The organism is Streptomyces sp. NPDC097595, assembly GCF_044761525.1.
Taxonomy (GTDB): domain Bacteria; phylum Actinomycetota; class Actinomycetes; order Streptomycetales; family Streptomycetaceae; genus Streptomyces; species Streptomyces drozdowiczii_A.
On record NZ_JBIWCN010000014.1, the window covers coordinates 14568 to 28454 of the forward strand.

15 protein-coding genes and 1 tRNA gene are annotated in these 13887 nt (G+C 71.6%); 8 read left to right on the forward strand and 8 right to left on the reverse strand.

The genetic code is table 11. From position 1 onward, the window contains the following. Nucleotides 1-126: 126 nt before the first annotated feature. Nucleotides 127-1494, forward strand: a complete 1368-nt coding sequence (locus tag ACIQZN_RS21655) for a radical SAM protein (RefSeq protein WP_403996175.1) — start codon at nucleotides 127-129, stop codon at nucleotides 1492-1494. A 4-nt stretch (nucleotides 1495-1498) separates the two neighbouring features. Here ACIQZN_RS21655 and ACIQZN_RS21660 read toward each other — a convergent pair whose 3' ends face one another. Further along, nucleotides 1499-2383 carry a LysR family transcriptional regulator gene (locus ACIQZN_RS21660; protein WP_403996178.1) on the reverse strand — a complete coding sequence of 295 codons (885 nt, stop codon included), beginning with the start codon at nucleotides 2381-2383 and terminating at the stop codon, nucleotides 1499-1501. A 115-nt stretch (nucleotides 2384-2498) separates the two neighbouring features. Between ACIQZN_RS21660 and ACIQZN_RS21665 the strand changes: the two genes are divergently transcribed. Next, nucleotides 2499-3371 (forward strand): oxidoreductase, encoded by an 873-nt coding sequence (locus ACIQZN_RS21665; protein ID WP_403996181.1) that lies wholly within the window; start codon nucleotides 2499-2501, stop codon nucleotides 3369-3371. A 146-nt stretch (nucleotides 3372-3517) separates the two neighbouring features. Next, entirely contained in the window at nucleotides 3518-4069 is a 552-nt protein-coding gene (locus tag ACIQZN_RS21670) for a glycoside hydrolase family 25 protein (protein ID WP_403996184.1), read from the forward strand. Between the two features lie 16 nt (nucleotides 4070-4085). Here ACIQZN_RS21670 and ACIQZN_RS21675 read toward each other — a convergent pair whose 3' ends face one another. Further along, nucleotides 4086-4493 (reverse strand): VOC family protein, encoded by a 408-nt coding sequence (locus tag ACIQZN_RS21675; protein ID WP_403996187.1) that lies wholly within the window; start codon nucleotides 4491-4493, stop codon nucleotides 4086-4088. Between the two features lie 56 nt (nucleotides 4494-4549). Between ACIQZN_RS21675 and ACIQZN_RS21680 the strand changes: the two genes are divergently transcribed. The 3 genes from ACIQZN_RS21680 to ACIQZN_RS21690 all read left to right on the forward strand — a co-directional run bounded on the left by ACIQZN_RS21680 (nucleotide 4550) and on the right by ACIQZN_RS21690 (nucleotide 6908). Then, the gene (locus tag ACIQZN_RS21680) at nucleotides 4550-5011 is read left to right on the forward strand and encodes a MarR family winged helix-turn-helix transcriptional regulator (protein WP_403996190.1); all 462 of its coding nucleotides are present in this window, start codon (nucleotides 4550-4552) and stop codon (nucleotides 5009-5011) included. Between the two features lie 35 nt (nucleotides 5012-5046). After that, on the forward strand, nucleotides 5047-5316 hold the full coding sequence (locus tag ACIQZN_RS21685; protein WP_161211006.1) for a hypothetical protein: 270 nt from the start codon (nucleotides 5047-5049) through the stop codon (nucleotides 5314-5316). A gap of 125 nt (nucleotides 5317-5441) precedes the next feature. Beyond that, complete coding sequence (locus ACIQZN_RS21690) at nucleotides 5442-6908, forward strand: carboxylesterase/lipase family protein (protein ID WP_403996193.1); 1467 nt, start codon at nucleotides 5442-5444, stop codon at nucleotides 6906-6908. A gap of 9 nt (nucleotides 6909-6917) precedes the next feature. Here the strand turns inward: ACIQZN_RS21690 and ACIQZN_RS21695 are convergent, their stop codons facing one another. Then, a complete protein-coding gene (locus ACIQZN_RS21695; protein WP_403996196.1) occupies nucleotides 6918-7910 on the reverse strand; it encodes an SCO7460 family lipoprotein in 993 nt (330 codons plus the stop codon). 295 nt (nucleotides 7911-8205) lie between these two features. Between ACIQZN_RS21695 and ACIQZN_RS21700 the strand changes: the two genes are divergently transcribed. Then, nucleotides 8206-9351 carry a S1 family peptidase gene (locus ACIQZN_RS21700; protein ID WP_403996199.1) on the forward strand — a complete coding sequence of 382 codons (1146 nt, stop codon included), beginning with the start codon at nucleotides 8206-8208 and terminating at the stop codon, nucleotides 9349-9351. 73 nt (nucleotides 9352-9424) lie between these two features. Here the strand turns inward: ACIQZN_RS21700 and ACIQZN_RS21705 are convergent, their stop codons facing one another. The 4 genes from ACIQZN_RS21705 to ACIQZN_RS21720 all read right to left on the reverse strand — a co-directional run bounded on the left by ACIQZN_RS21705 (nucleotide 9425) and on the right by ACIQZN_RS21720 (nucleotide 12118). Beyond that, nucleotides 9425-9865, reverse strand: coding sequence for a GNAT family N-acetyltransferase (locus ACIQZN_RS21705; RefSeq protein WP_403996202.1), 441 nt, complete (start codon nucleotides 9863-9865; stop codon nucleotides 9425-9427). Between the two features lie 54 nt (nucleotides 9866-9919). Next, nucleotides 9920-9992: transfer RNA gene (locus ACIQZN_RS21710), tRNA-Ser, on the reverse strand. A gap of 134 nt (nucleotides 9993-10126) precedes the next feature. Beyond that, complete coding sequence (locus tag ACIQZN_RS21715; RefSeq protein WP_403996205.1) at nucleotides 10127-11176, reverse strand: PhlD; 1050 nt, start codon at nucleotides 11174-11176, stop codon at nucleotides 10127-10129. A 111-nt stretch (nucleotides 11177-11287) separates the two neighbouring features. Continuing rightward, the gene (locus ACIQZN_RS21720) at nucleotides 11288-12118 is read right to left on the reverse strand and encodes a helix-turn-helix domain-containing protein (RefSeq protein WP_403996208.1); all 831 of its coding nucleotides are present in this window, start codon (nucleotides 12116-12118) and stop codon (nucleotides 11288-11290) included. 730 nt (nucleotides 12119-12848) lie between these two features. On the opposite strand from ACIQZN_RS21720, the gene ACIQZN_RS21725 reads away from it, so the two are divergent. Beyond that, entirely contained in the window at nucleotides 12849-13052 is a 204-nt protein-coding gene (locus ACIQZN_RS21725; protein ID WP_018104984.1) for a cold-shock protein, read from the forward strand. 77 nt (nucleotides 13053-13129) lie between these two features. Here ACIQZN_RS21725 and ACIQZN_RS21730 read toward each other — a convergent pair whose 3' ends face one another. Continuing rightward, a complete protein-coding gene (locus tag ACIQZN_RS21730; protein ID WP_403996213.1) occupies nucleotides 13130-13732 on the reverse strand; it encodes a hypothetical protein in 603 nt (200 codons plus the stop codon). Nucleotides 13733-13887: the final 155 nt, after the last annotated feature.

The window sequence follows — 13887 nt, forward strand, 5'->3', positions numbered from 1 at the left end:
GTCACATAGGATCCGGAAGTGGGGAGTGACGCATCCGGCAGCCGGGAAGAGAACGCCCCGCGGCCGTGGTTCGTTGCACAGACGTCGCATCCGGAACACGCCGACGACCGACCGAGGAGCCCGCACATGCCCAGCCGCACCGATCCCAGCCGCACCGAGCCCGGCACCGCAGACCGCACCCGGCTCGTCGAACGGCTGATGGAGCAGTTCCCGCACGTGCCGCGTGAGGCCGTCATCAAGGAGGACCTGCTGCGCGGCGGCCTGGCCTTCGACGAGTCCGCGCTCAGCGACAACGAGGGCGGTGACGTCAAGCCGAAGTCGTACTTCATCTTCTCCTTCGACCACGGGACCCTGCCCGAGCTGGGCGCGGCCGCGCTGCGCCGCCCGCCGGAGGAGATCGTGCTCACCGGCGGCCCGTACGAGCTGCGGCGCACCGTCGTCTCCGTGCGCGTCAACCCCGCGTCCCCGTACCGTGTCGCGGCGGACAAGGACGGGATGCTCGGGCTCTACCTCGACGGCAGGCGCATCTCCGACGTCGGTCTGCCCCCGATGCCCGACTACTACCGGCACACGCTCGCCAACGGGAAGTCCGTGATGGAGGTCGCCCCGACCATCCAGTGGGGCTACCTCGTCTACCTCACCGTCTTCCGCGTCTGCCAGTACTTCGGCGCGAAGGAGGAGTGCCAGTACTGCGACATCAACCACAACTGGCGCCAGCACAAGGCGGCGGGCCGCCCGTACACCGGGGTGAAGCCGGTCGAGGAGGTGCTGGAGGCGCTGGAGATCATCGACCGGTACGACACGGCGAAGACCTCCACCGCGTACACCCTCACCGGCGGTGCCATCACCTCGCACATCGGCGGCCGGGACGAGGCGGACTTCTACGGTCAGTACGCCAAGGCCATCGAGGAGCGTTTCCCGGGCCGCTGGATCGGGAAGGTCGTCGCCCAGGCCCTGCCCAAGGCGGACGTCCAGCGCTTCCACGACTACGGGGTGCAGATCTACCACCCCAACTACGAGGTCTGGGACCGCCGGCTGTTCGAGCTGTACTGCCCCGGCAAGGAGCGCTACGTCGGCCGCGACGAGTGGCACCGCCGCATCCTGGACTCCGCGGACGTCTTCGGCGCCCGCAACGTCATCCCGAACTTCGTGGCCGGTGTGGAGATGGCCGAGCCGTTCGGTTTCAGCACGGTGAAGGAGGCCATCGACTCGACCACCGAGGGCCTGCGCTTCTTCATGTCGCACGGCATCACCCCGCGCTTCACCACCTGGTGCCCGGAGCCGACGACCCCGCTCGGCAAGACCAACCCGGACGGGGCGCCGCTGGAGTACCACATCCGGCTCCTGGAGTCCTACCGCGCGACGATGGAGGAGTTCGGGCTCAGCTCGCCTCCCGGTTACGGCCCGCCCGGAGCGGGGAACGCGGTGTTCTCCGTCAGCTCCTTCATGGACAGCCTGCCGGCCGCCCCGGAGGCCGCCCCCGGAGCGGAATGAGCGGCTACGCCTCCGAGGCGAGCTCGCGCACCACTTGGGCGAAGCCCCGTACGAGTGCCGTGTCCGCGCCGTCCGCCCAGGCCAGGACCACGCGCAGCGGCTCGACGTCGGTGAGCGGCACCCAGGACAGATCGGGGCGCGCGTAGTAGCGGGCCATGCTCTCGGGTGCGAAGCAGATCGCGGACCCCTGCGCCACCTGTTCCAGCATCTCCTCGACGTTGTCGTTGGTCGGCCCCCAGACCGGGGCCGACCCGTCGGGGCGCGGGTTGACGGCCCACCAGTCCACCCACTGCCGGGGCGCCCGCCGGGTCCACAGCAGGGGCTCGTCCTTGACATCGAGGATGGAGGCGCCGGAGCGGGACGCCAGCGGGTGCGCCGTGGGCAGTCCGACCACGCGGGGCTCGGTGTGCACCGTCTCGTACGTGAGCCCGGTCAGGTCGTTGGGCAGCCAGACGAACGCCACGTCCGTGAGGCCGTCCCGCAGCGCGTCGGCCTCCTGCCCCCAGTCGTAGCGCTTGGGCGCCACCCGCACCCCGGGATGGAGGCGGGCGAACTCCGCCCGCGCCCTGGTGGTCAGTTCGCCCGCCCCGCTCGCCTCGAACCCGACCCGCAGCACACCCGTCTCGCCCCGCGTGTGCCGCTCGGCCGCCGCTGTCACGCGCTCGGCCTGGCGTACGGTGAGCAGCGCCTCGGCGATCACATCGCGCCCCGCAGGGGTGGCCGAGACCCCGCCCGCGTGGCGGTCGAACAGCTTCACGCCGAGCTCGGCCTCCAGACTCTTGAGCGCGTACGAGAGAGCCGGCTGGCTGACGAAGAGCCTGCGGGCGGCCCGGCCCAGGTTCTCCTCCTCGGCTATCACCGTGAGGTAGTGCAGCTGGCGCAGTTCCATGGCGCGATCATAAGCCGCCTTTATCGCTCCGGAGAATCCATGTCTTGGACCGCTCATGGGCGCGGATGACATAAATGGATCACCGCAACGCGCCGACGAAAATACGGAGTTGGACATGAACACCGCCCCCGCCACCCCCGCCCGCGACCACGCCCAGGGCCGCGTCTGGCTGATCACCGGCGCCTCCTCCGGCTTCGGCCGGTCCATCGCAGAGGCCGCCCTCGCCGCCGGGGACACGGTCGTCGCCACGGCACGCCGGCCCGAGGCGCTCGACGCTCTCGTCGCCGCCCACCCCGACCGCGCGGTCGCCGTCCAGCTCGACGTCACCGACACCGCCCGCATCGCCGACGTCGTCGCGGACACCGTGCTCTGGTACGGGCGGATCGATGTGCTCGTGAACAACGCGGGCATGGGGCTCGTCGGCGCGGTCGAGGAGACCACCGACCGCGAGCTGCGCGACCTCATGGACCTCCACTTCTTCGGCCCCGCGGCCTTGGTCCGGGCCGTGCTGCCGCACATGCGCCGCAACGGTTCGGGCGCCGTGGTCCAGATGAGCAGCATGGGCGGCCGGTTCACCTTCCCCGGCGTCGGCGGCTACTCCGCGACGAAGTTCGCCCTGGAGGGCCTGTCCGAGGCGCTGGCCGCCGAGGTGGCCCCGCACGGCATCAAGGTCCTGATCGTCGAACCGGGCTCCTTCCGCACCGGGTTCGCCGGCGGCGGCGCCCTGCGCCAGTCGGCGCCGCTCGACGCCTACGCGGACTCCGTCGGCCCGGTCCGCAGCGGCCTGCCCGAATCGGACGGCAAGCAGGAGGGCGACCCGGCCAAGGCCGCCGCGGCCATCCTGACCGCGCTGGCCGCCGAGGACACCCCGCTGCGGCTGCCGCTCGGCAACGACGCGACGGACGCCGTGCTCGGTGCGCTCGATGCCTCGCGCGCCGAAACGCTCGCCTGGGAGAAGGCCAGCCGCTCCACCGGCTTCGACGCCTGACGGGCGGTGGGCGCATGCCGCCCGCGCGTGTGTGCCGGAGCGTGCGCCCCGGCACACACGCGCATTCGTGCTTCGAGTGAGGGTGGGAAGCGGGCGAACAGGGAAAGTAAGCGGAACAGAGCACCCCGATTGTAAAGGCGGCGCCCATGCTGCACGGTGTCGATGTCAGCGCCCATCAGTCCTCGTTCGACACGGACGGACTGGACTTCGTCTTCATCAAGGCCACCGAGGGCCGTTCGTACGTCAATCCACGCCTGACGGACCAGACGAAGCGGGCCCGCGACGCCGAATGCGTCGTCGGCTTCTACCACTTCCTGTGGCCCGGAAACATCACGGCGCAGGCCGAGTACTTCCTGAGCAAGGCGCCCGAGAAGGCCGGTGACCTGCTCGCCGTCGACTGGGAGCAGAACGGCGAGGGCACCAGGGCGAGCAACGCCGAGAAGGACCGCTTCATCCGCGAGGTCAAGCGCCTGCGGCCGCACCACCGTGTCCTGCTCTACTGCAACCGCTACTTCTGGCTGAACCACGACACCACGTCGTACGCCGGGGACGGGCTCTGGATCGCCGACTATGTGAAAGCGGGCAAGCCGCGCATCAAGGCTTCCTGGCGCATCCACCAGTACACCGACCAGCCGCTCGACAAGGACGTCGCCGACTTCTCCTCCCGCTCCGCGATGCGCGCCTGGGCGAAGAAGTGACGGCGGCCGGCACCGGTCAGTAGGACTGCAATTCCACGAGATGCCCCTCGGGGTCGCGCACATGGGCGGTGCGCAGCCCCGGCCCCCACTCCGGGCGGTCGCACGCGGGCGCGGCCGACTCGGCGCCGTGGCCGAGGCAGAGGGCCAGGCCCGCGTCGACGTCCGCCACGCGCAGGACGAGCATCGACCGGTCCTGGGCCGGCGGCGGGTCCGCGGGCAGGTGCTTCGTACCGGCGACCGTCGCCATCGCGCCCCGGTCGAACAGCACCAGCACGCCCTCACCCTCGACGTCCCAGTGCGCGTACGGCCCCGATACGTTGCCACTGGCCCGTACGGCACCGATCAGCTCCGGCAGCACGGCGTCGTAGAAGCGGAAGCAGTCGGCGAACCGGTCGACCAGCAGGCGGGGATGCAGCGCGTCCACGGAGACTCCTTCAGTAGGTGCACACCCATCATGGGGTTGGCCCTACGATATACCTGATGAACGAAACCCCTCCCAGCCTCCTGGGTATGACGACCTACCTCATGTCCAAGACCGGCAAGGCGGCGCGCGGCAGACTCGCCGACCGGCTGGCCGAACGCGGGCTGAGGCTCTGGCACATGGCGGTCCTCGCCGCGCTCGCCGACTTCGGCCCCCATGTGCAGCGCGAACTCGCCGCGCGGCTCTCGATCGACCGCAGCGACGTCGTGAAGATCGTGGACGGGCTCGGCTCGTCCGGCCTGGTGGAGCGGGCCCGCGACACCGCCGACCGGCGACGCGTCACGGTCACCGTCACACCGGCCGGCCGCGCCCTGCTGGAGAGCCTCAAGTCCGAGGCGCTGGCCGTACAGGACGATGTCCTCGCACCTCTGACCTCCCGCGAACGCGCCCAGTTGACCGCCCTGTTGCTCCGCGTCCACGACGGCGCGCGGGAGAACGCACCGGCACGGCCAGGTCGCTGACCCGATCGGGGCACCGGGTGCGGCAGAATTCCCCGGTGACCACACCCGCGGCCCAGCCGCCTCGTGACCGTGCGCTCGGGCGCGGCATCACCACCCTCATCCCGCAGGCCGCGCCCGCCACACCGGCCGAACAGGCGGCGGCCGTACTGACGGCCATGCGGTCCGTACCGGTGCGCGTCGGCGTACTCCAGGCGGCCGTGGTGCTGCTGGAGGAACGGGTGCGCGCCACGCAGGACGAGGCGGAACGGGCCGCCGCGGCGACCACCGTGGCCATGCTCCGCAGCGCCATCGGACAGGCCGGCTGACCGCCTCCTTGATCAACTCCTCCGAATTCCCGTCGCGCCGACGCCTGAAGTGAGCCATCCTGATCACCGCTGCCGACCGGGAGCGGTGATCGAAGGGCAGTTGGGACGCGTTGACGAACAGCGGTGTGTACGAGACGGCAAGCGGCCGGGTACGCGGACGCGCACCGTACAGAGGCGTCGTCGCCGTCCTCGGAATCCCTTACGCCGAGCCGCCGTTCGGCGAGAACCGCCTCCGGGCCCCGCGCCCCCGCGCCCCGTGGCCCGGAGTCCGCGAGTGCACGGAGTTCGGCCCCGTCCCGCCCCAGTCCGCCGAACTGCCGGGCGCTCCCACCTGGTCGACCGGCGACGAGGACGTCCTGAGCCTGAACGTCTGGACCCCCGCGACCGCGTCGGGCCCGCTGCCCGTGCTGGTCTGGATCCACGGCGGCGCCTACACCTTTGGATCGAGCGCCCAGCCGGACTTCGACGGTACGGCCCTGGCCCGCACCGGCCTCGTCGTCGTCACCCTCAACTACCGCGTCGGCTTCGAGGGCTTCGGCCGGGTCCCGGACGACGACTGCCCGCCCAACCGGGGCCTGCTCGACCAGATCGCCGCCCTCGAATGGGTCCGCGACAACATCGCCGCGTTCGGGGGAGCCCCGGACAACGTCACCCTGGCCGGACAGTCGGCCGGAGCCACATCGGCGGTCTGCCTGATGGTGATGGACCGCGCCCACGGGCTCTTCCGCCGGGTGATCGCCCACAGCGCGGTCGGCCCCGTCTTCGCCCCGGAGCTCGCCGAGCAGGTCACCGCCCGAGTGGCCGCCGCCATGGGGGCCTCCGTGATCGGGGCCGCCCCGCAGGAGCTGCTCACGGCTTCGGACCGGGTCGTCGGGGACTACCGCGAGGACCCCGGCTCCGGGGCGCTGCACTGGGACCCGGTCATCTACGGTCCGGTCGCCGACGGGGAGGTTCTGCGCGACGACCCGCTCGCCCTCGTCGCCGCCGGAGCGTCCCGGGACGTCGACCTGCTCGTCTGCCACACGACCGAGGAGTACTGGCTGATGGACGCCGTGGGCAGCGCCTGCGAGGTCCCCACGGACGAGCGGTTGCACCGCTTCGCCGCCGACTTCGGCCTGCCGTCCGGGCTCGTCGACGGGTACCGCGCGCTCATGCCCGGCGCCGAACCGTACGACCTCCACCTCGCCGTGTACGGGGACCTGATGTTCGGCGAGTACAGCAGCCGGCTCGCCGAGGCCCACGCGGCGGCGGGCGGCCGCGTCTTCCTGTCCCGGTTCGACCGCAGGGGCGGGGGCGTGCGCGCCTGGCACTGCGCCGACGTGCCCTTCGCCTTCGGCAACGTGGACGACGAGCGCCTCCGGTTCCTCATCGGCGGCGCCGCGCCGACGGCCGATGACCGGGCCCTCGCGGACCGGATGAGCTCGGCCTGGGCCGGGTTCGCGGCCACCGGCGACCCGGGCTGGGAGCCGGGCACCGGGCACATCAGGGTGTGGGGTACGCCGGACCGCGCGGCGGTCTCCGGGCACTGGCGGGACGGCGACGCGGTCCGGGCGCTGTGGGACACGTACACCTACCGCCCCGCCCGCTCCTGACGCGGCGGTTCACATCGGGGGCAGTTCCAGCGGCCCCCGGTCCTCGCGGACCCTGCCGATCTCCCGCAGCTCGCCCAGCAGTCCGCCGTGGGGGTCGGTGGTCGCCAGCACGGCCCGGTCGCCCAGGCACGGCTTGTCCCCGTCGGGCTCCTCGCAGTAGAGGACGTACCCGGTGAGGCGGTCGATGGTCCCCGGCTCCAGGCGCCAGATCCACTCGTAGTCGCTGACCTGCACGCGCGGATGTTCGGCGCGGAGCCGGTCCTTGACGGCGCTATGGACCGTCGCGGCGAACTTCTGCCGTTCGGCGAACGGGCGGACGATGCGGGCGCTGCCCGACGCCGGATCGACCCGCCCGTCCTTCGCGGAGTAGCCGGCGCTGTAGTACGCGTGCGAGCCGAGGGCCGCGAGCAGCGGGGGCGCGCCCAGACGCATGGCCGTCGGCTGCGACTTCTTGCCCGCGGGCCGCTTCTCGGCGACGGCCGGGGAGACCAGGTTGACCGACGCGCCCTTCACCTCGGTCCCGTCCTTCCACTGCCGCGCGCAGGCTCCGATGTCCTTGAGCAGGGCGGAGACCGTCTCGTTGGTGGGGGAGGCGGCGATCCACGGCGCCCCGGTCTGCGGATCGACGGCGATCACCTCGTGGCCGCAGCGCCGGAACGCGCTGAGGAGCACGCGCAGCGCCGCCGCCTCGCGCCGCCCGCGCTCCACCGCCTCGTCCATCGCACCCCGGCAGTCATGGGTGTTGCAGGTGCCGGCGTCGGCGTCCACCCGCGTCCGGACCACGGCGTCGGGGTCGTCGGTCATCGCGAAGGTGATCTCCGAACCGCTGGAGTGCGGGATCAGCGTGTGCGCCTCGATGACGCGGAGGACGCCCGGGTAGTACTTCTCGGCCAGCTTCTCGGCGTACGCGCGGTCCTCCTTCGTGGTGGTCACCACGCCGCACCCCGTGAGCGCGGCCGCGAGTCCGAAGGCCAGGGCCCCGGCCGTCCCGGCCGCCGTCATGCGCCGTCTCGGCGATCCACCCATCTCCGCCCGCCCCCTGCTCGCGTCCCGGCCCGCCCAGCGGCCGGACCTGCTCCTTCATCTGATGTGACGGTAGGACGGGGCCGCGCGTGGGGAATGAGTACGGCTACTCAGCGGGCGGCCCGTACGGTCACCCATGTCATTGGCATGGACCTGCTAACAACTTCTCCGCTACAGTCCGGAGCGGCACACTCTGAGAGCGCTCTCACAGAGGACGCCTCGGACGCCTGCTGTTCCTCCCCCACCCAGCCGGAACAACAGAAGGGCCAAGACCTTGAGACGCTCCACAGCCTTGAGGGCCGCACTCTCCGCCGTACTCCTCCTCGGAGCCTGGGCGGGCGCGGGCTTCCCCTCGGCCTCCGCCGCCGACACCCCCGCCGCCCCCGCTCCCGCATCCGACGGCCTGCTCACCGCCATGCAGCGGGACCTCGGCCTGACGGCAAGTCAGGCCAAGGCGCGGCTCTCTCAGGAGAAGACCGCCACCGCACTCCAGCCGAAGGCGCGCCACGCCGCCGGGGCGGCGTACGGCGGCTCCTGGTTCGACCCCGCGACCGGTGGTCTGACCGTCGCCGTCACCGATGCGGATCAGGCCGACGCCGTTCGGGCCACGGGCGCTGCCGTGCGCATGGTGACCCACACCGAGAAGCGCCTCGACTCGGTCAAGGCGAAGCTGGACAAGCTGGACGCGCCGCAGGGCGTCAGCAGCTGGCACGTCGATCCCCGCACCAACTCCGTCGTCGTGGACGTCGTCGCGTCGCAGCGTTCTGACAACGATGTCCAGGCGTTCGTACAGAAGGCCCGCGCGGCCGGTCCGGTCACCGTCGAGCAGACCTCCGAGGCGCCCCGGACCTTCTCGGCCGGGACCGTGGGCGGCGACCCGTACTACACGGGCAACGTACGGTGCTCCATCGGCTTCTCCGTCTACGGCGGCTTCGTCACGGCCGGCCACTGCGGCCGGGCGGGTGCCGGGGTCAGCGGCTGGGACGGCTCCTTCATCGGCAACTTCCAGGGCTCCTCGTTCCCCGGCGACGACTACGCGTGGGTCAGCGTGGGCAACGGCTGGTGGACGGTCCCCGTCGTCCTCGGCTGGGGCACCGTCTCCGACCAGCTGGTCCGGGGCTCCAACGTGGCCCCGATCGGCGCCTCGATCTGCCGCTCCGGCTCCACCTCGCACTGGCACTGCGGCAATGTGCTCGCCACCAACGACACGGTCAACTACGCGGACGGCGCGGTCTACCAGATGACCAAGACCAGCGTCTGCGCGGAGGGCGGTGACTCCGGCGGCTCCTTCATCAGCGGTGACCAGGCGCAGGGCGTCACCTCGGGCGGCTGGGGCAACTGCAGCTCCGGCGGCGAGACCTGGCACCAGCCGATCAACGAGATCCTGAACCGGTACGGGCTGACGCTCCACACCGCCTGACCGCGTTCCGCGCGACCCGGGGCCTGCCGAGCGGGACGGCGGGCCCCGGTACGCGTGCGCGGCGTGACGGACGTCAGGCGAGCCGGAGGTCGATGAACGGCACGGTGTCGCCCGGCAGGACGTACCGCTCGGTCTCCACGAAACCGTTCCGCAACGCGAAGCGCAGGCCCTCGGGGTTCGACTCCAGGACACACGTCTCGATGACCTCGGCGCCGAGCCCCCGGGCCAGCTCCAGCCCGTGCGCGTACAGCTGCCCGCCGAACCCCCGGCCCCGGTGCCCGCGCAGGATGCGGGCGATCACGGTCCCCACCGGGCTGTCCGCGCCGGGCGGGCGCACCGTGGAACACCCCACCAGCACGTCCCCCGCGTACGCGACGCACAACCGGTTGCGCCCCGCGCGCTCCTTCACTTCCGCGAACGACAGGGCGGCCGTCGGGATGATGGCGTTGTGGACGAACTGCCAGTCCAGGAGCGAGGCGTCGCCGTCCACCCGCTCGATACGAAGATCGGTCATCGCGTCAGGAAACCGGCCCCGAGGGGCGCGCGTCAACCGAGCCCGGGGGACGGGGCGGGCCGACCGGATTCGAACCGGCGTGCTCCTACATGTCGTGGAGGCGCGACGACCACTGCGCTACGGCCCACCCCGCCGGGAGCATACCTGCCGGACGGCCGAGGGGCGGATCACCTGCGGCATCACCCTCGCGGCGCTTGCGCTCCTCCTGGCCCGCCACCCGGCCGGGCGGTCCTGAGCGGCCGCATCCCGGCGCCCGGCCGCTCAGGCGGCCCAGGTCCCGCGCAGCGCGGCCGTGGCGAAGCCCGGCCCGTACGCGACGGTGATCCCCTCGGCGCCTGCCGGCGGCGGTTCGGCGTGGGTGCGTTCGAGGATGCGGAGCACGGAGACTCCGCCGAGGTTGCCCTCGTCGGCCAGGGTGGCCGTGGAGTGCCGGGTGTCGTGGGCGTCGAGGCCGAGGGCCGTGGCCGTGTCGCTGATGATGCGCGTGCTGCCGGGATGGATGACCCCGAAGTCCACGGAGGGCCGGCCGAGCCAGGTCAGCAGACTGGGCAGCACATCGTCCGCCGCGCTCAACGCCTCCTTCGTACTGTCGAAGTGGAACCCGGCCGGATCGACGCGGCCGGCGTACCGGGTCAGGCTGTCGGCCAGGGCGTGCTCGTAGGTGTCGGCCGGGGAGCCCACACGGAAACCGGGGCCCAGCGGGGCATCGGTGACGAGGGTCGCCGCCGCGCTGTCCCCGAACAGGACCTTGTAGATCATGTGCTCGACGGCGTCGTCCTGATGGTTGTACACGGAGGAGATGACCTCGGCGGCGACCACCAGAACGGTCGCCCCGGGTCTCGCGGCCAGCAGGTCGACGGCCCGGATCAGCGCCTGGGTGCCGCCCGCGCACGCCAGCGTCGTCAGAGCGATCCGGCGGACGTTCTGGCGCAGGCCCAGCCGGTTCATGAGGTGGATGTCCATGTTGGGGACGGACCAGCCGGTCGAGTGCGTCGTGATGATCGCGTCCACATCGCCCGGCCCCAGCCCGTACGCCCCGAGCACACCCCGTGCCGCCTGCTCCGCCATGTCCAGCGCGTCCGCGAACGCCGCCTCGCTCCGGGCCGTGACACCGGCGTCCCCCGACACGGTCGGTGCCGCCAGCGGCCGGGTGAAGTACCTGCTGCGCACCCCGGTGTTGGCCACGATGCGGAGGATCGCGGCGAGCCGCGGGTGGTCCGGGTGATGGGCGCGGATGTCGTCCGCGATCTCTCCGGTGGTCACTTTGTGGGCGGGGAACACGGTGGTGGGGCGGGCTATGTAGGCAGGCACGACATCCTCCGGCGGGCACGGTGCGGCGGCGATGTGGGGGTGGGCACAACCTAAGCCACAAATGGCCGTGCCCGCCCTGATCACAACACCGCGGAACCCCGGAGGGAAGCCTTACGGAGCGCGCAGGACGGGAACGCGGGTGTGCGCGCGCCGCGCGCCCGCGTGGAAGACGAGCACGATCATGCGGGCACCCGGGGCCGCCATGGGCTGCGCGGCGCACATCGTCACCCACCCCGGACCGTCCACCGCGTGGCGGATGGGCCGTTCGTCACCGTCGGGATGGATGTGCGCGCCGCCCGACTCCCAGATGGGCGCACACTGCGGGTCGGCCAGCACGTCCTTCTCCAGTCGGCGGAGCACCTCGTCGTCGGGCCGGCTCGCGAGCGCGGCCCGGAGTTGCGGCACGACCAACGGGGCCCAGGCGGTGTCCCAGTCCATGAGCATCTCGCGGCCCTGTGGTTCGAGGAGCATCCACCGCATGGTGTTCGTGGGCACGTCCCCGCCCGGGAACAGCCGCTCGAACTCGCCGTTGTGCGCGATGAGCTCCCAGGAGGCGTCGGTGATGTACGCGGGATGGGTCATCCCGTCGATGGCCTCCTGCCACACACCCGGCACCTCCTTGCCCGAGCGGGCGGTGAGCGGGCCCGGCGGGTCGCCTATGCCGGCGTACCGGCACAGCGACACCCACTCCTGCTCGTTGAGGGCGAAGAGCATCGCCACATCACGGAGGAATCCGGTGTCCGGCCTCGGCCAGGCACCGGACTCCAGCCGTCGGTAGGTACCGGGGGTGCGGTGCAGCAACTGGTCGACCTGGTGCTGGGACAGACCGGGTGCGCGGCGCCCCTGGCGGGACGAACGGTGGAAACCGTGCCCGGTGGGGTCGATCAGTGCACGACGGACTCTGAGCAGTGTCCGAAGTGCCGTCTTGTCGGTATTGGTCATGCGATCAAATCCCCCGCGTATGGGCCCGGTTGCGCGGGCGAGAGCCTAATTGGCGCGACGTGGCTTAGCGCTAAAAACTGGACGTAGAAAACAGTCTGTTTACCTTCCATGCTGGAGCCCGTGAGGCAGCGGACCGCGGCTCTTCGGGGCGGTGAGCCCGCGCCTGACGTGCGGTCTTCCTGCTGTCCTCTCCTGGCAATGTTCGCAGCCGGAATTCCGCACCCGTTCAGAACGGTGGCGGGAAGGGCTTGACCAGCAGACCGTATTTCGTCCCTCCGGTGGGACGGACCGCGCACCACGGTCCGCTGATCTGGCTCTTTCCGTCACCCACCTCGGTCTCCCGGGCCGAGGCGGGGCGGTACTCGGTGCGGTCGGCAGCCCCCCTGCCGGCCGCACCATTTTCGTCCCGGCGGGCACTGCTCCATCCGGAGCCCGTTCGTCCCCCTCCGGTGCTCCGGTCCGGTGACACCGTCGCGGGTGTCCGGATCGCCACCGGCCCCCGGTTCCCCGTGACTACGGCCCCATCAGCGGCTTTCCCCGGCATCCGGCGCGACGCGAAGTCGTTGCTCTCTGGTGGAGAGGGGTTTCGCCATGTAGCGTCACTGCCGGAAGTCGTGGTTCGCCGAAACCGCCCGTGCTCCGGCGCGGGCGCCTTGCTGTGCAGGGGGCGGAGCATGACACCACTGGGACCGCGTGGTGCGGCTCCCGATATCGACTGAGAGGCACCGGCATGGCCAGCGGAACCGTCAAGTGGTTCAACGCCGAAAAGGGTTTCGGCTTCATCCAGCAGGACGGCGGCGGGCCGGACGTCTTCGCTCACTACTCGAACATCAACGCCTCCGGCTTCCGTGAGCTCCAGGAGGGCCAGGCGGTGACCTTCGACATCACGCAGGGCCAGAAGGGCCCGCAGGCGGAGAACATCACGGCCGCCTGACGCCGTCGTACCACCGTCCGGCCCCCGGGGAGCACGCTCCCCGGGGGCCGGACGTGTGACACGGCCTCGCGCGCCCCTCAGCCGGCCGCCGGGGCCTCGTCGCCCTCGGACGCTGCCGGTGCGGTCGCGGTGTACATGGCGGTGCCCTTCTGGATTCCCTTGCCGACGACGCCCCGCTTCACCAGCGTCTCCAGGGTGTTGCGCACCACCTGCACCGACGTGCCGCGCTCCGGGTGCGCCTTCGCCAGATCCGCGTGCACCTCGCGCACCAGGCGCGGTTCGCCCAGGGGCATCAGGGCGCGGATGAGCTGGTGCAGGGGAGCGGCCGCAGTGGGCACCGCCTTCTTGACGCTCGTCCTGGCCCGGGACGGCCTCGCCTTGGCGCGCCCGGCGGGCCGGGGGCCCGGGACGGCTGTGCCCGCGGGGGCGTCGGTCTCCGCCGGCTTCCGACCGGTGCGCGGCGCGCGGCGCGGCCGCGGGGGCGCCGTCTCTCCCGGCAGCGCGGCCTGCATTCCGGTCAGCCAGGTCTCGTCCGTCCTCAGCTGCTCCAGGCGGTCCCGCAGCCGCTCGATCTGTGCGGTGAGCTCCTTCTGCTCCGCACGGTTGTCGGTGAGATCGGTGGCGAATCGCTCCGCATACATCGTCTGTACGCTCTGCGACGCACTGTCCGCGTTGTTCATGATGGTCCACGCTCCTCGGGCCGGGGGTTTGCTGTCACACGCCCCCATTCACCACCCGGAAGGACGCGAAAAGCGCAATTTGCGCCCAAGATCCAGCCGAAGGGATGAACGCCCGGACGGGTATGGCGTGATCTCGTCGGCCCGGTCGTATACGA

Excerpts from the sequence above, each read along its gene's own strand:
- ACIQZN_RS21660 (WP_403996178.1), bottom strand. The coding sequence starts at position 2,383 with ATGGAACTGCGCCAGCTGCACTACCTCACGGTGATAGCCGAGGAGGAG.
- ACIQZN_RS21725 (WP_018104984.1), top strand. The coding sequence starts at position 12,849 with ATGGCCAGCGGAACCGTCAAGTGGTTCAACGCCGAAAAGGGTTTCGGC.
- ACIQZN_RS21670 (WP_403996184.1), top strand. The coding sequence starts at position 3,518 with ATGCTGCACGGTGTCGATGTCAGCGCCCATCAGTCCTCGTTCGACACG.
- ACIQZN_RS21730 (WP_403996213.1), bottom strand. The coding sequence starts at position 13,732 with ATGAACAACGCGGACAGTGCGTCGCAGAGCGTACAGACGATGTATGCG.
- ACIQZN_RS21665 (WP_403996181.1), top strand. The coding sequence starts at position 2,499 with ATGAACACCGCCCCCGCCACCCCCGCCCGCGACCACGCCCAGGGCCGC.
- ACIQZN_RS21695 (WP_403996196.1), bottom strand. The coding sequence starts at position 7,910 with ATGACGGCGGCCGGGACGGCCGGGGCCCTGGCCTTCGGACTCGCGGCC.
- ACIQZN_RS21655 (WP_403996175.1), top strand. The coding sequence starts at position 127 with ATGCCCAGCCGCACCGATCCCAGCCGCACCGAGCCCGGCACCGCAGAC.
- ACIQZN_RS21680 (WP_403996190.1), top strand. The coding sequence starts at position 4,550 with ATGAACGAAACCCCTCCCAGCCTCCTGGGTATGACGACCTACCTCATG.
- ACIQZN_RS21705 (WP_403996202.1), bottom strand. The coding sequence starts at position 9,865 with ATGACCGATCTTCGTATCGAGCGGGTGGACGGCGACGCCTCGCTCCTG.
- ACIQZN_RS21720 (WP_403996208.1), bottom strand. The coding sequence starts at position 12,118 with ATGACCAATACCGACAAGACGGCACTTCGGACACTGCTCAGAGTCCGT.